This window comes from Klebsiella sp. C360 (genome assembly GCF_048822415.1).
Classification (GTDB): Bacteria; Pseudomonadota; Gammaproteobacteria; order Enterobacterales; family Enterobacteriaceae; genus Klebsiella; species Klebsiella quasipneumoniae.
This window is the reverse complement of sequence record NZ_JBMEZZ010000001.1, coordinates 562,880-581,035: the sequence shown is the minus strand read 5'-3', so window position 1 is coordinate 581,035 and position 18,156 is coordinate 562,880. Positions and strand designations below refer to the sequence as shown.

The 18,156-nt window shown below is 58.9% G+C and carries 17 protein-coding genes; 8 read left to right on the top strand and 9 right to left on the bottom strand.

Annotated features, from left to right (window positions below; genetic code table 11):
* Positions 1–64: 64 nt before the first annotated feature.
* The 6 genes from solA to mdtH form a co-directional block, all read right to left on the bottom strand.
* Positions 65–1,183 (bottom strand): N-methyl-L-tryptophan oxidase, encoded by a 1,119-nt coding sequence (gene solA / locus ACOI7D_RS02990; RefSeq protein WP_109547547.1) that lies wholly within the window; start codon positions 1,181–1,183, stop codon positions 65–67.
* Between the two features lie 126 nt (positions 1,184–1,309).
* On the bottom strand, positions 1,310–1,564 hold the full coding sequence (gene bssS / locus ACOI7D_RS02985; protein WP_023289124.1) for a biofilm formation regulator BssS: 255 nt from the start codon (positions 1,562–1,564) through the stop codon (positions 1,310–1,312).
* A gap of 303 nt (positions 1,565–1,867) precedes the next feature.
* Entirely contained in the window at positions 1,868–2,119 is a 252-nt protein-coding gene (gene dinI, locus ACOI7D_RS02980; RefSeq protein ID WP_023289125.1) for a DNA damage-inducible protein I, read from the bottom strand.
* Positions 2,120–2,192: 73 nt separating this feature from the next.
* Positions 2,193–3,239 carry a dihydroorotase gene (gene pyrC, locus ACOI7D_RS02975; protein WP_117140851.1) on the bottom strand — a complete coding sequence of 349 codons (1,047 nt, stop codon included), beginning with the start codon at positions 3,237–3,239 and terminating at the stop codon, positions 2,193–2,195.
* Positions 3,240–3,364: 125 nt separating this feature from the next.
* Entirely contained in the window at positions 3,365–3,925 is a 561-nt protein-coding gene (locus tag ACOI7D_RS02970; protein WP_004204546.1) for a lipoprotein, read from the bottom strand.
* Between the two features lie 113 nt (positions 3,926–4,038).
* Positions 4,039–5,247, bottom strand: coding sequence for a multidrug efflux MFS transporter MdtH (gene mdtH / locus ACOI7D_RS02965; protein WP_023289127.1), 1,209 nt, complete (start codon positions 5,245–5,247; stop codon positions 4,039–4,041).
* A gap of 228 nt (positions 5,248–5,475) precedes the next feature.
* Here mdtH and rimJ point away from each other — a divergent pair, with 228 nt between their 5' ends.
* The 4 genes from rimJ to murJ all read left to right on the top strand — a co-directional run bounded on the left by rimJ (position 5,476) and on the right by murJ (position 9,297).
* A complete protein-coding gene (rimJ, locus tag ACOI7D_RS02960; RefSeq protein WP_017900738.1) occupies positions 5,476–6,060 on the top strand; it encodes a ribosomal protein S5-alanine N-acetyltransferase in 585 nt (194 codons plus the stop codon).
* A 9-nt stretch (positions 6,061–6,069) separates the two neighbouring features.
* Positions 6,070–6,723, top strand: a complete 654-nt coding sequence (locus ACOI7D_RS02955; RefSeq protein ID WP_023289129.1) for a YceH family protein — start codon at positions 6,070–6,072, stop codon at positions 6,721–6,723.
* A gap of 15 nt (positions 6,724–6,738) precedes the next feature.
* Entirely contained in the window at positions 6,739–7,650 is a 912-nt protein-coding gene (locus tag ACOI7D_RS02950; RefSeq protein ID WP_072096704.1) for a Gfo/Idh/MocA family protein, read from the top strand.
* 111 nt (positions 7,651–7,761) lie between these two features.
* Positions 7,762–9,297: a murein biosynthesis integral membrane protein MurJ gene (gene murJ / locus ACOI7D_RS02945; protein ID WP_023289131.1), complete on the top strand. Its 1,536-nt coding sequence runs from the start codon at positions 7,762–7,764 to the stop codon at positions 9,295–9,297.
* 54 nt (positions 9,298–9,351) lie between these two features.
* On the opposite strand, the gene ACOI7D_RS02940 is transcribed toward murJ, so the two are convergent.
* Positions 9,352–10,566, bottom strand: coding sequence for an MFS transporter (locus ACOI7D_RS02940; RefSeq protein WP_109547545.1), 1,215 nt, complete (start codon positions 10,564–10,566; stop codon positions 9,352–9,354).
* Between the two features lie 16 nt (positions 10,567–10,582).
* On the opposite strand from ACOI7D_RS02940, the gene ACOI7D_RS02935 reads away from it, so the two are divergent.
* Positions 10,583–11,611 carry a LysR family transcriptional regulator gene (locus tag ACOI7D_RS02935; RefSeq protein ID WP_072096710.1) on the top strand — a complete coding sequence of 343 codons (1,029 nt, stop codon included), beginning with the start codon at positions 10,583–10,585 and terminating at the stop codon, positions 11,609–11,611.
* A gap of 40 nt (positions 11,612–11,651) precedes the next feature.
* On the opposite strand, the gene rne is transcribed toward ACOI7D_RS02935, so the two are convergent.
* A complete protein-coding gene (rne, locus tag ACOI7D_RS02930) occupies positions 11,652–14,894 on the bottom strand; it encodes a ribonuclease E (RefSeq protein WP_109547544.1) in 3,243 nt (1,080 codons plus the stop codon).
* Positions 14,895–15,593: 699 nt separating this feature from the next.
* Between rne and rluC the strand changes: the two genes are divergently transcribed.
* A complete protein-coding gene (rluC, locus tag ACOI7D_RS02925) occupies positions 15,594–16,547 on the top strand; it encodes a 23S rRNA pseudouridine(955/2504/2580) synthase RluC (RefSeq protein WP_012542245.1) in 954 nt (317 codons plus the stop codon).
* Between the two features lie 37 nt (positions 16,548–16,584).
* Here the strand turns inward: rluC and ACOI7D_RS02920 are convergent, their stop codons facing one another.
* Positions 16,585–17,169, bottom strand: coding sequence for a Maf family protein (locus tag ACOI7D_RS02920; RefSeq protein ID WP_023289135.1), 585 nt, complete (start codon positions 17,167–17,169; stop codon positions 16,585–16,587).
* A gap of 141 nt (positions 17,170–17,310) precedes the next feature.
* Here ACOI7D_RS02920 and yceD point away from each other — a divergent pair, with 141 nt between their 5' ends.
* Together yceD and rpmF are read left to right on the top strand one after the other, a co-directional pair.
* Positions 17,311–17,832, top strand: coding sequence for a 23S rRNA accumulation protein YceD (gene yceD, locus ACOI7D_RS02915; RefSeq protein ID WP_017900733.1), 522 nt, complete (start codon positions 17,311–17,313; stop codon positions 17,830–17,832).
* A gap of 16 nt (positions 17,833–17,848) precedes the next feature.
* Positions 17,849–18,022, top strand: a complete 174-nt coding sequence (rpmF, locus tag ACOI7D_RS02910) for a 50S ribosomal protein L32 (protein WP_000290724.1) — start codon at positions 17,849–17,851, stop codon at positions 18,020–18,022.
* Positions 18,023–18,156: the final 134 nt, after the last annotated feature.

Below are 18,156 nucleotides of genomic sequence, written 5' to 3'. Positions count from 1 at the left end.
CTCAATCACTAACGGCCTCGACAGAGGCCGTTTTTTTGCCCGACGGCAAAAGTGCCGCATTCCATTACGCGTTAAAGCGCGCCAGCGAGAAGGGCGCCAGGTTGAAGCTCGAAGCTTCGCCCTGAGCAAACTGACTGGCAATTTCCCCCAGCACCGGGGCAAACTTAAAGCCGTGCCCGCTCAGACCGGTGATGAGCAGCGTGTCTGGTCTGCCGGGTAACGTATCGATAATAAAGTCTTCATCGACGGTATTATCGTAGGTACAGGAGGCGCCGTGCAGGCAGCCGCCGATCCCGGGCAGGACGTTACGCAAAAACGGAAACGATTCGGAGCCATCGCTGGCGACAGCGCCAAACGCCACTCGCTCCTGCGGCATGGAGATCGGCTGACCGCCGTTATGCTTGCCAATCTTCAGCTCGTTATCTTCCGCCGGGAAACCGTAGTATTGATCGCCGTTGGGCAACTCGCCGGTGAAGGCCGGGAAGTGATTCTTGCTGCTGTAACGGCCATCGGCCTGGTACCAGGCGAACACCTTGCGTACCGGCTGGATGGGGAGGTCCGGAAGCAGGCGGGTGACCCAGGTCCCGGCGCTGACCAGCAGCTTTTTACCATGATATTCACCGTCGATAGTATCGATGGTGACCCCATCTGCATGGTGATGAATAGCCGAGACCGGGCAGTTGAATAGCTGCGCGCAGCCTGCTTCCCGCGCCAGACGGATCCAGGTTTCCACGGCCAGTTCGCTGCGCAGTACGCCGGAAGCGGGTTCAAAAATCGCCCGATAGTCATCGGGGAGGCGTATCTCCGGCCAGCGCTGCATCACGGCCTGGGCATCCAGCTCTTCCACCTCAAGCTGGAACGCACGGGCGCTGGCGGCAACGTTGGCGAGGAAAGGGGAGCTGGCGGGGCCGAGGTTTATGACGCCGGTGCGTTCAAACACGGCTTCGCCACTGATCTCGGCCAGTTCATCCCACAGCTGCTGGGCGCGCAGCACCAGCGGAACATATTTTTCACCTTCGCCATAGGCGTGACGGATAAGACGGCTGCTGCCGTGATGGCTGCCTTCCTGGTGAGGAGGCTGATGGGCATCGGTCATCAGAACATTGAGTCCGGCACGACGCGCATAATAGCCAGCGGCGGCGCCGACGGAGCCGCTGCCGATAATGATAAGATCGTATTGCATGGTGAGTTCCGGGTAATTGCCTTGTTAGCAGGGTAATTAACTCCCTGTGCTTATACAAGCCCGAAAATAATTCAGGCACCCGCAGGTGCCTGTTAAGCTTATTGTTAAGTCATTCCGCGTGCCGCGTTAATGTCTGCGGTACTCGTTTTCCTGGTATTCGCCAGATTCAATTTTCGCAATGCCTGCTTCCAGGATTGAAATAAACTGACGTGCGACGTCCGTCGTTAGCCATAGCGTCTGGCCTATCTCAGCATCATGACTGTTTTCTTGAGCGGGGTTCTGGTAGTGCAGGCGCAACATCAGCGCATCGTAGCTATCAACGGTGCTGATGTCCCATCCGACGAGGGGATGGGTCTGAATGACTTCATTATTTTTTTCCATCATAACCCCTTATTCATATGTTAAAAGACAACAATTCTCGAGGTTTAATGCATGTTTTTTGAAGCAAGTTAATTATATCAGGGATCAAGAATAAACTCGAGAAATTAAATGAAAGGCAGCATGATTTTCTTGTTTTGCCGCTTTTTTGCTCAAGATAAGCGTGCAAAATGGCCATTTTAGTCGATATTAAGCAGAATAATCAGGAATATTCTGAACATGAGAAGAGGATAAAAAAGCCGGGGCGACCCGGCAAAGAAAAGCACAATGAGGGAGCAAACCAGAGTAACTGGATCCCGCCATGCTTCAGGAGAGATCGTGGACAAACCAGTCGTCCGCGCTTTCCCAGGTTTCTTGCAGGATTTCGCTTATCCGGTCTTTATCTTCTTTCAGGCCGCCGAACACCGAGAGCTGATTGCCCGTGGCGTAGCGGACGCTCACCTGGCTGTCGATGGCCGGGAACTGTTCGGCGATACGGCGAGAGAGTTCGTTATTCAGCGCTTCCAGCGCGCCGTTGGGTAAGGCGGTCGTTTTGGCGATAGAGACTTCAATGCGCATAATTGCCCCCTGTGTTTGATACTGGTTATTTATACAGTATCTGGTGAGCATTGACAACAGGGGGCCGCGTTTTTTATCGCTTCATGGTCCAGCGGACGGTTTCACCTGCCAGGAACGGCACCAGGGTGTCATTGGGCAACGCAATACTGTCGACGACGGTCGTCTCTTCACGCACCAGTTCAACATAGCTTTCATTGACCGGCAGACCGTAAAAGCGCGGGCCGTTCAGCGAGCAGAAGGCCTCAAAGTGCTGCAGAGCGTTCATTTCTTCAAATACGGTGGCGTAGCTGCCGAGGGCGGTCGGGGCGTTGAAGCAGCCGGCGCAGCCGCAGCTGGCTTCCTTACGATGGCGGGCATGCGGCGCGGAATCGGTGCCAAGGAAGACGCGGCTAAAGCCGCTGGCGACCAGTTCGCGCAGTGCCTGCTGATGAATATTGCGTTTGAGTACCGGCAGGCAGTACAAGTGAGGACGAATACCGCCGACCAGCATATGGTTACGGTTGAACATCAGATGCTGCGGGGTGATAGTGGCCGCCAGCAGTTCATTGCCGTCACGCACATACTCGGCGGCATCTTTGGTGGTGATATGCTCAAAGACCACCTTCAGGCCGGACAGGCGCTGGCGCAGCGGCTCCATCACGGTTTCAATAAAGCGCGCTTCGCGGTCGAAAATATCAATCTCGGCGTGGGTGACTTCGCCATGTACCAGCAGCGGCATCCCCAGTTTTTCCATCCGCTCCAGCACCGGCATAATGGCGTCGGTGCTGGTGACGCCGTGGCTGGAGTTGGTGGTGGCATTGGCCGGGTAAAGCTTGGCGGCGGTGAACACGCCTTCGTTAAAGCCGCGCTCCAGCTCCGCCGGGTCGAGGGAGTCTGTCAGATAGCAGGTCATCAGCGGGGTAAAATCGTGCCCGGCCGGGACGGCGTCCATAATGCGCTGGCGATAGGCGATAGCCGCCGCGACGGTGGTGACAGGCGGCACCAGATTCGGCATCACGATCGCCCGGCCATAAAACTCACTGGTATAAGGCACGACGGTTTTCAGCATATCGTCATCACGCAGATGGATATGCCAGTCGTCTGGGCGGCGGATTTTCAATACCTGGGATTGTGCTGTCATGGAAGGCTCCGGCTAATAGGTTCAGTCATCAGGGCTGTTTTTTGCCGGGCACTAAGGATAAGCGTAAACGTTTTCCTTTGCACTCATTTCCGTAAAAAAATGAGGGCGCCGCGGCGCCCTGGAGATTAATTGGTAAAGGGGATGACAATCTCGCCCGGCTTCACCTCTATGCCTTTGGCGTATTTCTTCGCCAGCGCTTCACCGGTGCTGGCGTCCTCACGCAGGACATAGGCAGGCTGCTGGCTGAAGTAACTGCGCAGCGACTGATTCAGATAGGGTAGCAGGGCCTGAATGACCGACTGCAGTTTCTCGGGCGCCACTTTGGCATCCACCACCTCCATTTCCTGCAGGAAGATGGCGCCTTTCTCTCTGTCAAAGGTTGGCAGCGCTTTGAGTTTCAGATCGATCGTCGCTTTCTGCGTGCCGAACAGGGAGTTCAGGTCGACGTTAGCGATCCCGGTCAGCGTGACTTTGCCCGGCTCCTCGCGCCCGATGGCGCTGGTGAGGTTCTGCAGTTCGATATGGGCGTCGGCAACGCCTTTCAGACCAATATCTTTGGCAAAATGGTTTCGCTTCTGCAGGGCCTGGTTAATCTCCTGCTCGCTTACTGTGTATTGGGTCAGCTGATTACAGCCGCTCAGCAGGCCGCTGACAATCAGCGCGGCGGCGATCAAAATCTTTTTCATGGGGGTCCTCTGGCTCATATCTTCATTCATCCTGACACAAAGCATCATGACCTGTCAGCACCCTCGATACCAGCAGAATAGGCTGAAAGCAGGAGAAACCGCCGCCGCGCGCATCAGGTCCGCGGCTCCAGCATGCCGGAGGCAGAGCGTTTCGGACTAAACTGCCACCACAGCGCCAGGAAGGTGATAACCCCGATGGCCCCGAGCATCAGCCACGGCAGCTCGGGCTGACCCGCGGCCTTACCGGCATCGAACAGCCAGCCGCCGCCCGCATATCCCAGCGCGCCGCCAAAGGCGAGCCCCAGGCGGCTGAAGCCCATATAGCTGCCGCGCGCCCGGGCGTCCGCCAGCGAGGCGCCCAGCGTCTCCCGGGCGGGTTCGGCAATGATGGATCCGATGTAAAACAGGCAGATCAGGGTAAACAGCTGTTGCAAACTGCTGGTCATGCCGATGGGGAGCATGGCCAGAGTCATCACCAGCAGACCGGCCATCAGCCGGTGCTCAAGGCGAAAACGTTTTTCGCTCCAGCGGGCAATGGGATAGAGCAGGGTCAGCGAAATGGTGGCTTCGATGGCGTACATCCACTTCACGGCGGCCGGCGAGCCGGCGATGTCATTCACCATGATCGGCAGCATCAGCATCACCTGCACCGCCAGCATGTAATAGCCCGTCAGCGTCAGGACATAGGTGACGAAGCGCTTGTCCCGCAGCACCCGGCCCAGCCCCTCGCGGATCGGCGTTTTCACCGTCGAGAGCTTCCATGCCGGCAAATACCAAGCGTTAAATGCCGCGCAGGCGATAAACAGCGCGGCGCCGGCGCTGCACACCAGGCGGAAATCATACTGCAGCAGCCAGCTGCCCAGCAGCGCGCCAATCACCGCGCCGGCGCTATCCTGCATCATCAGGATGGAGAAAAAGCGGCCGCGCTGATGCGGGCGCACCAGCTTAACCACCAGCGCCGCCCGCGGCGGATCGAACAGCGTGCCGCCGAGCCCGGAAAGTATGCACGAGAACCACAGCACCCACGGCTCATGGGCGACGGCCATCGCCGCGAAGCCGCCGGCGCGCATCAGCATACCGGTGACGATCATCGGTTTGGCGCCGAAGCGGTCGGCGATAGCGCCGCCAAAGATACCTAATCCCTGCTGCACCAACTGGCGCAGGCCGAGCGCGATGCCGACCATCAGCGCCGCCCAGCCCATCTGATCGACAAAGCGGATGGAAATCAGCGGGAAGACGACAAAAAAGCCTAACACGACCAGCATGTTATCGACTAACAGGAAATATTTACCCAGGCTCCTTGCCTGCGAGACGCGGGACATTTCCCCTCCAGGGAAAAATAGAGATAAGCGTGGATATTCTGCGGGCAATCTGCTGCTTTTCCCAGCGCCCTTGCGACAATATTTTTTTATCAAAATGCAAGTTCGATTGAGGCTATTCATCGAAAAGAGGAGATGGCGCAGAAAATGGTATGTTGCTGTTTTCACACCGTCGCGCAGGAAAGGTATAGTGAAGGCAGCAAGAATGAAGTCAGGGGGACTGAAAAGGAAATGTTTGGCTATCGCAGTAACGTGCCGAAGGTGCGTTTGACGACGGACCGGCTGGTGGTGCGCCTGGTTCACGATCGTGACGCCTGGCGTCTGGCCGATTATTACGCCGAGAATAAGGCGTTCTTAAAACCCTGGGAGCCGGTTCGTGACGACAGCCACTGCTATCCTTCCGGATGGCAGGCGCGTCTGTCGATGATCGCCGAGTTTCATAAACAGGGGTCTGCTTTTTATTTCGCGCTGCTCGATCCGGAGGAAAAGGAGATCGTCGGCGTGGCGAACTTTTCCAACGTGGTGCGTGGATCATTCCATGCCTGCTATCTCGGCTACTCTATTGGCGAGAAGTGGCAGGGGCAGGGGCTGATGTTTGAAGCGCTGACGTCGGCGATTCGCTATATGCAGCGTACGCAGCATATTCATCGCATTATGGCCAACTATATGCCGCATAATCAGCGCAGCGGCGCGCTGCTGGCGCGGTTGGGGTTTGAAAAAGAGGGTTACGCCAAAGATTACCTGCTGATCGACGGGCAGTGGCGTGACCATGTATTGACGGCGCTAACGACGCCGGACTGGTCAGCGGGACGTTAAGGAGAGAGGATGAAATATCAGTTAACCGCGCATGAAGCGCGCGTCATTGGCTGTCTGCTGGAAAAGCAGGTCACCACGCCCGAGCAGTATCCGCTGTCGGTGAACGCCGTCGTGACCGCCTGCAATCAGAAAACCAACCGCGAGCCGGTGATGTCGCTGAGCGAAGGCGAGGTCCAGACGCTGCTGGATACCCTGGTGAAACGCCACTATCTGCGCACGGTCAGCGGATTCGGCAATCGGGTAACCAAGTATGAGCAGCGCTTTTGCAACTCCGAATTTGGCGATCTGAAGCTCAGCGCCGGCGAGGTGGCGGTGGTGACGACGCTGCTGCTGCGCGGCGCGCAGACGCCGGGTGAATTACGCAGCCGGGCGCAGCGGATGCATGAGTTCAGCGATATGGCGGAAGTGGAAAGCGTGCTGGAAGGGCTGGCGACCCGCGAAGATGGTCCCTTCGTTGCCCGTCTGCCCCGGGAGCCGGGAAAACGGGAAAGCCGCTATATGCATCTGTTTTGCGACGAGATGGACACGCTGATCACGACGGTGGAAGCACTCGCGCCGCTGGAAGAGGATGACGATCTGCGAGCCAGGGTTGAAGCGCTGGAAGGCGAGGTGGCGGAGCTGAAAGCGCGCCTCGATTCGCTGTTACACCATCTGGGGGACTAAAACGTGGGGACAAGATTGCGCATCGGAGTGGTTGGCTTAGGCGGCATTGCGCAGAAAGCGTGGCTGCCGGTGCTGGGGGCGGCGGAAAGCTGGACGCTGCAGGCGGCCTGGTCGCCGGGAAAAGAGAAGGCGCTGCGGGTCTGCGAAACCTGGCGGATCCCCTACGCTGAATCACTGGATGCTCTGGCGGCGCAGTGCGATGCGGTTTTTGTCCATACGTCGACGGCTTCACATTATGAAGTGGTGAATCATTTGCTGAATGCCGGGGTTCATGTTTGCGTGGATAAACCGCTGGCGGACAAGCTGAGTGAGGCGGAGATGCTGGTCGAGCTGGCGGCGCGGCGGCGTCTGACGCTGATGGTCGGTTTCAATCGCCGCTTCGCACCGCTCTATCGGGAGCTGAAGGGACGGCTGGGCGAGGCGGCCTCGCTGCGGATGGATAAGCACCGCAGCGATAGCGTGGGCAACGATCTGCGCTTTACCCTGCTTGATGACTATCTACACGTGGTGGATACCGCGCTATGGCTAGCCGACGGTCAGGCGCGTCTGCGCGGTGGCGCGCTACAGATCACTCCGCAGGGCGAGATGCTCTATGCCGAACACCAGTTCAGTTCGCCCCGGCTGCAGGTCACCACCAGCATGCACCGCCGCGCAGGCAGCCAGCGCGAGTGGGTGCAGGCGGTGACGGATGGCGGGCTATATGCCGTCAGCGAGATGCGCGAATGGCAGGAGGAGTGCGGTCACGGCGTGGTCCAGCGCCCGGTCGCCGGCTGGCAAACCACCCTGGAGCAGCGCGGCTTTGTCGGCTGCGCGCGCCATTTTATCGAATGCGTGCAAAATCAGACCGTTCCTGAAACTGCAGGCGAACAGGCGCTGCTGGCTCAGCGGGTGGTCGACAAACTCTGGCGCGACGCCATCAGCGAATAATCCGTTGTAACAACTGACAGTAGTAATTCATGTTGAACCCGGTAGACTATCGCCACTTTCCAGCGCCCGCATTTGCGGGCGTTTTACTCCAGGGTTTGGAATAACAGCGTAATGAACCTTTTAAAATCACTGGCGGCCGTCAGTTCGATGACCATGTTTTCGCGTGTGCTGGGCTTTGCCCGCGATGCGATTGTGGCGCGCATTTTTGGCGCCGGGATGGCGACCGACGCCTTTTTCGTCGCCTTCAAACTGCCTAATCTGCTGCGACGTATTTTTGCCGAAGGCGCCTTCTCGCAGGCGTTTGTGCCGATCCTTGCCGAATATAAAAGCAAGCAGGGCGAAGATGCCACCCGGGTGTTTGTCTCGTATGTCTCCGGATTGCTGACCCTGGCCCTGGCGATCGTCACCGTTATCGGGATGCTGGCGGCGCCGTGGGTGATCACCATCACCGCCCCCGGGTTTGCTGATACCGCCGATAAATTTGCGCTGACCACCCAATTGCTGCGCATTACCTTCCCCTATATTTTGCTGATCTCCCTGGCCTCGCTGGTGGGGGCGATCCTCAATACCTGGAACCGCTTCTCGGTGCCGGCCTTTGCGCCGACGTTCCTTAACGTCAGCATGATTGGCTTTGCGCTGTTTGCCGCGCCGTACTTCCATCCGCCGGTGCTGGCGCTGGCCTGGGCTGTCACGGTCGGCGGCGTGCTGCAGCTGGCCTACCAGCTGCCGCACCTGAAGAAGATTGGCATGCTGGTCCTGCCGCGCATCAATCTGAAAGATGCCGGCGCGATGCGGGTGGTGAAGCAGATGGGCCCGGCGATCCTCGGCGTGTCGGTAAGCCAGATCTCCCTTATCATCAATACCATCTTCGCTTCGTTTCTCGTGTCGGGATCGGTGTCGTGGATGTACTATGCTGACCGCCTGATGGAGTTTCCGTCCGGTGTTCTGGGGGTGGCGCTCGGCACGATCCTGCTGCCCTCGCTGTCAAAAAGCTTCGCCAGCGGTAATCATGACGAGTATTGCCGGCTGATGGACTGGGGGCTGCGTCTTTGCTTCCTGCTGGCGCTGCCGAGCGCGGTGGCGCTGGGGATCCTCGCTAAACCGCTGACCGTGGCCCTGTTCCAGTACGGCAAATTTAGCGCCTTTGATGCGGCGATGACCCAGCGCGCGCTGGTGGCTTATTCCGTGGGGCTCATGGGGCTTATCGTGGTGAAGGTGCTGGCGCCGGGTTTCTATTCCCGTCAGGACATCAAGACCCCGGTCAAGATTGCCATTGTCACCCTGATTATGACCCAGGTGATGAACCTGGCGTTTATCGGCCCGCTGAAGCATGCGGGTCTGTCGCTGTCCATCGGTCTGGCGGCCTGCCTGAACGCTGCGCTGCTTTACTGGCAGTTGCGTAAACAGAAAATTTTTACCCCCCAACCGGGCTGGCTGGCGTTCCTGCTGCGTCTGATTGCTGCGGTGCTGGTCATGGCCGCGGCGCTGCTGGGCGTCATGCATCTCATGCCGGAGTGGTCGCTGGGGACGATGCCGTTCCGTCTGATGCGTCTGCTGGTGGTGGTGATCGCCGGAGTGGTGGCTTATTTCGCCACGCTGCTGCTGCTGGGCTTCCGCGTGAAAGAGTTTGCCCGTCGTACAGCGTAAGCGCTTGAATGGGAATTGATGAACCCGCTTCGCCTCAGGCGAAGCGGGTTTTTTTTATGATGCGCGGCGTTCGGCTGCAACGATACGGGCATTCTCCAGCAAGCGGATCGCCAGGGCGATCGCCCCGCTGACCACCGCCAGGGTAATCACCCCGTTCCAGCCGGCCAGTACGTAAAGCTTGCTGCCCAGCACCGACCCCAGCGACATCCCAATGAAGACCACGGTAAACAGCAGAGCGTTCAGGCGGCCGCGGGCCTGTGGCTCAAGGCCATACACCAGGTTCTGATGCGCCACCAGGCTTGACTGCAGGCCAAGGTCGAAGCCAATCGCCGACAGGGCAATCAGCGCCAGCTGGCCGTGCAGTGGCAGCAGCGGCAGTATAAACATCAGGGCGAAGGAGACGGTGACCAGCGCCGCCCCCATTTGCGTCACTTTACCGGCGCCAAATTTATCGGCCAGTCCGCCGGCCAGCGGCGCGGCCAGCGCCCCGGCGGCCCCGGCGATACCAAAGCCGCCCGCTACCGCGCTGCCCATGTGATAGTGTTCGGAGAGCATCACCGCCAGCGTCGACCAGAAGGCGCTGAAGGCGACAGAGAGCGCCCCCTGAGCCAGCGCAGCGCGGCGTAGCGCCGGGTAACGCTGCCACAGATGCGCCATCGAGGCCATCAGCTGCGGATAGCTCAGCGTCGAGTGAATGGCGAAGCGCGGCAGCACCCGCCACATCACCAGGCCAATCAGCGCCACGCTGACCGCCGCCGCCTGATACATCACCCGCCAGCCGAACACTGCGCCCACCACGCCGCTGACCGTCCGGGAAAGCAGGATCCCCAGCAGCAGCCCGGTCATCACCGTGCCCACCATTTTTCCCTGCTTGCCCGCCGGGGCGAGGATCGCCGCCGCCGGGACGATATCCTGCGCCATGGTTGCCGCCATACCGATCAGCAGACTAACCACCAGCAGTGAGCTGAGCTGGCCGGTGAGGCTGCACAGCAGCAGCAGGAGCGCCAGCAGCGCGCTTTTCACCAGGATCAGCCGGCGGCGATCGTGGCGGTCGCCGAGCGGAAGCAGGAACAGAATGCCGAGCGCATAACCCGCCTGCGTCAGGGTAGGGACCAGACCCATACCTTCTACCGTCAGGTGGAGATTGGCGCCCATCAACGGCAGCAGCGGCTGCGCGTAGTAGATAGAGGCGACGCTAAAGCCAGCGCCGAGCGCGAGAATGAAGATAATCCAGCCTGCGTCGCGGGCGGAAAGAGAAGTCGGTGTCATGTTCAGTGCCTCGTGTATGCGATGGGGCTATTTTTCCCTGAACGCGGCTGGCGCGGTAGCCGGGCTGGTGGTAAAACGGTTATACGTAGCACGTATAGGCAAAAGAAGAATGAAAAGACAGGAGCGTATAGACCGCATTGAGCTGATGCGCACTTATATCCGCATTGTGGAGACCGGATCGCTCTCCGCCGCGGCGGGGCAGATGGATACCACTCAGGCGACCGTCAGCCGCCGCCTGCAGTCCCTTGAAGGGCTGCTGGGGGTCAAGCTGATCCTGCGTACCACCCATGCGATGAAGCTCACTGACGATGGCGAACGCTGCTACCGTCACGCTCGCCAGCTGGTGGATGCCTGGCTGGCGCTGGAAGATGACCTGCGTATTGCCGACGATCGGCCGGTAGGGGTGCTGCGGGTGAGGGCACCGCACGCTTTTGGCCAGCAGCAGCTGCTGGGGCCGCTGGTCGCCTTTCTCCAGCGTCATCCGCAGCTGTCGGTGGAGTGGATGCTGAATGATAATACTGTCGACTTTCTCAGCGATAATATCGACTGCGCCATCCGCGTGGGGGCGGAGGTGGATCCGGCCACGGTCTCCGTGCTGCTGGCGGAAGTGCCGCGCTGCGTGGTGGCCTCTCCTGAACTGCTGGCGAAGTACCCGCCGTTAACCTCGCTGGAGGCGTTATCCGGCCTGCCGTGGATCGCCATTAACACCTTTTATCAGCATGAGGTACGGCTCCGACATCAGGTAAGCGGGCAGATCGTCTCCACGGCGATTACCCCCTGTCTGAGCACCGACAGCCTGTACGTCGCGCGCAATACCGCGCTGGCGGGTCTGGGGGTGGCGATGGTGTCCAGCTGGACGGTGGCGGAGGATCTTGCCGCTGGAAGGTTGACAGAGCTGTTCCCGCAGTGGCGTCCCGCCTCGCTGCCGGTCCATCTGGTCTATCCCTGGGCGCGCTATTATCCGACGCGGCTGCGTAAGTTCCTCGACCTGATGCGGGAGATCATGCCGGACCTCGCCGGCATGCAGCCTCCGCAAAGCGCATAAAAAAAACCGGCCAGGAGGCCGGTTTTTTTATTTAGCACGCTTACTCGACGGGCTGTGGGCGGGTCGGTTCAGCGGTGGCTTTATGGGTCGCGCTATGACCGCCGGCGGCGCCTTTACCTTCAAAGGCGAATGGCGGCCGCACCCAGGTGCTGTGGCGCGGTGCTTCCGGGACATAGTCCGGCGCTGGCGCACGGGTCATTGGCGCGGTGGCATGGCGATGACTCGCCACCACTACCGGCTTGCTCACCGGTGGCTCGGCTTTGACCGGCTCGACAGGCGCTGCTTCGACAACCGGTGCTTCAACCACAGTTTCCGGCGCCGGGGCGATGGTTTCCACTGGCGCTTCAACGACAGGCGCCGTTTCCACCACTTCAGGTTCTACCACCACCGGCTCGGCGTCGATCGTCACTGGCGCGATAGCCTGAGGCGCTTCGACAGCCGGCGCTTCGGTGACCAGCTCCTGCGGCGCAGGCTCGACGGCTGCTGGCGCGACAACTTCCGCAGCATCAACGACCACCGGCTCGGCGGCCGCGACCGGCTCGACGACCACAGGCTCAGCGGTAACCGGCTCCATGGTTGCCGGCTCGACTGTGACCGGCGCAGCGGTAACGGTTTCAACGACGGCAACCGGGGCCGCGACGGCCGCGACGGTTTCCACGACGTTGTCGTCCTGAACCTGAACCTCTTCCGGCTGCTGGTCCTGCGGACGAACCACCGGGTAGCGGATCCAGACTTTACCGGAAGCCATCTCCGGCGATGCGCAGGCCACGGTCAGCGGCATTGGCGACTGGGTCGGATAGCGTTCGTCACGATAGCGACGACGACGCTGACCGCTGACGCGCAGGTGACGCGGGGAACGACGTGAACGACGCGGCATACCGTTCGCTTCACGGGATTCGCCATTTTCGTCCTGGTCCGCCACGCTCTCCACGACTGCTGGCAGCTCGGCTTTCACCGGCTCGCTGCGCGGAGCGATAACTTCCGCCACTACGGCTTCTGGCACGATCTCGGCAACCTGCTCAACGACAGCGGACTCGACGCGTACTTTCTGTGCCAGCTGGCGCGGTTTACGACGCGGCAGGGTCTGCACACGCTCTTCCTGCTCCGTCTCCTGCACTACCGGCTCTTCGCGTGTCTGCGCTTTGGCTTCCTGCTGCGCCTGACGTTTGTCGTCATTGCGGCGGCGGGTGCGTTCGCGGCGCGGCTGCTGCTCGTCACGAGATTTCGCTTTTTCCGCGTCGTCACCTGAGGTCTGGCGAACATCACGGGCTTCCACGTTCTGCGACGGCTTCTCGCGACGGTTGCGACGGTTCTCTTCACGCGATTCGCGCGGTTCACGGCCTTCGTTATTCTCGGCACGCGCGTCGCGGTTATCACGGTTGTCGCGGTTGTCGCGATTATCACGATTGTCGCGATTGTCACGACGGTCGTTGCGATCGCGGCGGTTGTTGGCGCGCGGTTTACGGCGCTCCTGCTGACGCTCTGGTTTTTCTTCCGCTTTCTTCTCGACCTGAACTTCAGCCGGTTTGGCCTCTTCGGCGCCAGAGAAGATATTCTTCAGCGCGCTGAAGAAGCGCGAGAGCAGGCCAGGCTGCGCCGGTGCGGCGGCCGCGACCGGGGTCGCTGCGGCGACAGGCGCGGCGGCTGGCTCTTCGAGCATCGGGGCCGGCGGCGCGTCAGGCATGACAAAAGCGGCGAGGGCCGGTTGTTCCGGACGTTTCCGTTCTGCCGGCTCATCGTCGCCCGGCAGCGCCATCTCTTCTTCATGCAGCTTCGGCAGCAGGTAGCTCAGCGTTGAAGTCTCTTCACCTTTGCGCACGCGCAGGACGGAGTAGTGCGGCGTCTGCATTTCGTCGTTTGGCACGATGATCACGCGCACATCGCCCTGACGAGATTCGATAGCGCTCACCGCGGCACGTTTTTCGTTCAGCAGATAGGAGGCGATCGGTACCGGAACGATGGCATGAACTTCTTTGGTGTTCTCTTTCAGCGCTTCTTCTTCAATCAGACGCAGAATAGAGAGCGACAGCGATTCGTTATCACGCACGGTGCCGGTGCCGGAGCAGCGCGGGCAGACGTGGTGGCTGGATTCGCCCAGCGACGGACTCAGGCGCTGGCGGGACATCTCCAGCAGGCCGAAGCGCGAGATATGGCTGATCTGAATGCGCGCCCGGTCCTGACGGACGGCTTCGCGCAGACGGTTCTCCACGGCGCGCTGGTGGCGAACCGGAGTCATATCAATAAAGTCGATAACGATCAGGCCGCCGAGGTCGCGCAGACGCAGCTGGCGGGCAATCTCGTCAGCCGCTTCGAGGTTGGTGTTGAACGCCGTCTCTTCGATATCGCCGCCGCGGGTGGCGCGGGCGGAGTTGATATCGATAGCGGTCAGCGCTTCAGTGCTGTCGATGACGATAGAACCACCGGACGGCAGACGGACTTCACGCTGGAAGGCGGATTCAATCTGGGATTCGATCTGGTAATGGCTGAACAGCGGGATTTCACCGGTGTACAGTTTGATTTTGCTGCTGAAATCCGGACGACCCAGCGCGGCGATATGCTGGCGCGCCAGCTCAAGCACTTTCGGGTTATCGATCAGGATTTCGCCGATATCCTGGCGCAGGTAGTCACGGAAGGCGCGGACAATGACGTTGCTTTCCTGGTGGATCAGGAACGGCGCCGGACGGCTTTCCGCGGCTTTCTGAATCGCTTCCCAGTGTTTCAGACGGAAGCTCAGGTCCCACTGCAGGGCTTCGGCGGATTTGCCGACGCCAGCGGTGCGAACGATAAGGCCCATGCCGTCCGGAAGCTCCAGGCTCGCCAGCGCTTCTTTCAGTTCGGTACGGTCGTCGCCCTCGATACGGCGGGAAATTCCCCCCGCGCGCGGGTTGTTCGGCATCAGTACCAGATAGCTGCCCGCCAGGCTGATAAAGGTGGTGAGCGCAGCGCCTTTGTTGCCGCGTTCTTCTTTATCAATCTGCACGATAACTTCCTGACCTTCACGCAGTACGTCTTTGATATTAGGACGACCATGCGCATTGTAGTTGGCGGGGAAGTATTCGCGGGCGATTTCTTTGAGGGGGAGGAAACCATGACGCTCGGCGCCGTAATCAACAAACGCGGCTTCAAGGCTGGGTTCAATGCGGGTGATTTTGCCTTTGTAGATGTTCGCTTTTTTCTGTTCGTGCCCGGGGCTTTCGATATCCAGGTCGTACAGGCGCTGCCCATCAACAAGGGCGACGCGCAACTCTTCCTGCTGAGTTGCGTTGATTAACATTCTTTTCATCGTAACTTACTCATTATTCTTACATTGACGACTAAGCTGCGGGCAGAGTAATGCCTTTCCGGGGGAAAACCGATGGCCTCGTGTCTGGTTCACGTCGCCAACCTCACGGTTGTCGCGCGCTTAAGAGGCGCAGAGTGTCGGTCGCCTGTGTTTCAAACGGAAACACAGCGCAATTATTCAGGGGAACAGCCTGGGATGTATCACCAGAGAATATTCCATTTATACTCGTCGTCTTTCGCGTTGCAGGCATGATGGCTTAACCTGCTCACCTCGATCGGCTGATCCAGATGAGCTCCCGGGAGTCCCGGAGTTGACGCCTTCCTGCGACTTGAAATCCATAGAGCCTGTACCGGTAAGGACTGCAACCCGCAGCCCGCTAACTGTCTGAAAGATCACAACGTCTTACGCCATTGCTGCGTGGGCGATCGGTCAGACAAAATTGGTCATTCCGCTAATGTCTTGTTCTAACAAGATGCAATACGGAAAACGGTCTCATTATTCCATTGCTAACCTTGTTATAGCAAGTTGACTTTCACCTTTTATCACCCGGTTACTCACAGTTTTATCACCTGCCCATACAGATTGTTCTAATAACAAACAATATGGCGGTCAGGCAAACCGTGAAAACAGGATAATGATAAATATAAGCATATAAAAATGAGTGGCGCTAATGCGTCCGGCTATTTAGAATCGCGCACCATGAAAACTGAGACCCCAACCGTAAAAATGGTTGCCATTGCTGCTGATGAAGCGGGGCAACGTATCGACAACTTTTTGCGTACGCAATTGAAAGGCGTACCGAAGAGCATGATTTATCGCATCCTGCGTAAAGGCGAGGTGCGGGTGAATAAAAAACGCGTGAAGCCGGAGTATAAGCTGGAAGCGGGCGATGAAGTCCGTATCCCGCCGGTGCGCGTGGCAGAGCGTGAAGAAGAGGCGGTATCGCCGCATCTGCAGAAAGTCGCGGCGCTCTCTGAGGTGATCCTCTATGAAGACGATCATATTCTGGTCCTCAATAAGCCTTCCGGCACTGCGGTACATGGCGGCAGCGGCCTGAGCTTCGGGGTGATTGAAGGGTTGCGCGCCCTGCGCCCGGAGGCGCGCTTCCTTGAGCTGGTGCATCGACTCGACCGCGATACTTCAGGCGTGCTGCTGGTGGCGAAAAAGCGCTCGGCGCTGCGTTCGCTGCACGAGCAGCTGCGCGATAAAGGCATGCAGAAAGACTATCTGGCGCTGGTGCGCGGCCAGTGGCAGTCGCATACCAAAGTAGTGCAGGCCCCGCTGTTGAAGAACATTCTGCAGAGCGGGGAGCGAATTGTCCGCGTGAGTCAGGAAGGCAAGCCGTCAGAGACGCGCTTTAAAGTGGAAGAGCGTTATGAATTCGCCACGCTGGTGCGCTGCAGTCCGGTCACCGGGCGCACCCATCAGATTCGCGTTCATACCCAGTATGCCGGACATCCTATCGCCTTTGACGACCGCTATGGCGACCGCGAATTTGATAAGCAACTCTCTGGTACCGGCTTAAACCGCCTGTTCCTCCACGCTGCTGCGCTGAAGTTTACCCACCCGGGGAGCGGGGAGGTGATGCGCGTTGAGGCGCCGCTGGATAACCAGCTGAAGCACTGTTTACAGGTGCTACGGAAGAGCAAATAAGCGCAACGGCGGAATCAGTTCCGCCGTTTTTTTTGCCTTAGCCTAACAGTGGGTTGTCGTTTTCGCGGCGCAGCATCTGACACAGCGCGATTAAGGGTAACCCGACCAGCGTATTCGGGTCGCGGCCTTCCAGCCGTTCGAACAGCGTAATGCCTAACCCCTCGCTCTTGAAACTCCCGGCGCACTGCAGCGGGTTCTCTTTGCGCACATAGCCTTCGATCTCTTTATCGCTGAGATGGCGGAAGTGGACGTCAAAGGGCTCGCATTCGGTTTGCAGATGACCGCTGGCGGAGTTATACAGCGCCAGGCCGGTATAAAAGGTGACGATTGACCCGCTGGCCTTTCTCAACTGCCTGCGGGCATTTTCCTCGGTGTGCGGTTTACCGGTGATCTCACCGTCCAGTACGCAAACCTGATCGGAGCCTATAATAAGGTGATTGGGGTAGCGCGAGGCCAGGCTCTGCGCTTTGGCCTGCGCCAGCCGGGTGACAAGCTGACGCGCGGATTCTTCAGGACGGGGCGTTTCGTCGACGTCAGGCGCCGCGCATTCAAACGGTAATCCCAGTTTTTCCAGCAGCATGCGCCGCCAGGGAGAGGTTGACGCCAGGATAAGTTCAGACATATTTTTTCATCCACATATAGCGCTTCGCAGAGCATCATCTTAAACTATGCGCCGCAATGTGTGCGAATAAATGGCAAAAGGCAACCTGAGGCTGCCTTTTTCTTTGACTCTATGACATTACAAAGTTAATATGCGCGCCCTATGCAAAAGGTAAAATTACCCCTGACTCTTGATCCGGTACGCACGGCTCAAAAACGCCTTGATTACGAAGGCATCTATGCCCGCGATCAGGTTGAACGTGTAGCCGATTCTGTAGTCAGCGTGGACAGCGATGTGGAATGCAGCATGTCGTTCGCTATCGATAACCAGCGTCTCGCCGTCATTACAGGCGATGCGAAGGTAACGGTAACCCTCGAATGCCAGCGTTGCGGGAAACCGTTCTCCCATCACGTCCACACCACGTATTGTTTTAGCCCCGTCAGAAATGACGAACAGGCCGAAGCACTACCGGAAGCGTATGAGCCGATTGAGGTTAACGAATTCGGTGAAATCGACCTGCAGGCAATGGTCGAGGATGAAATTATCCTCTCCCTGCCCGTAGTTCCGGTGCATGATTCTGAACACTGTGAAGTGTCCGACGCGGACATGGTCTTTGGCGAACTGCCTGAAGAGGCACAAAAACCAAACCCATTTGCCGTATTAGCCAGCTTAAAGCGTAAGTAATTGAGGAGTAAGGTCCATGGCCGTACAACAGAATAAACCAACCCGTTCCAAACGTGGCATGCGTCGTTCCCATGACGCGCTGACCGCAGTCACCAGCCTGTCTGTAGACAAAACTTCTGGTGAGAAACACCTGCGTCACCACATCACTGCCGACGGTTTCTACCGCGGTCGCAAGGTTATCGCTAAGTAATCACGCGATACTCGCAGGATTTCCCGTTGCAGGCCATGGCGGGCGTGTGCGTACCTGGACACTCGGTTAACCCGGTAACCAGAAGCGTCAATGCCCGGATTGTTGCGTCTGCAGCGTGAAAATTCGCGGGTGCC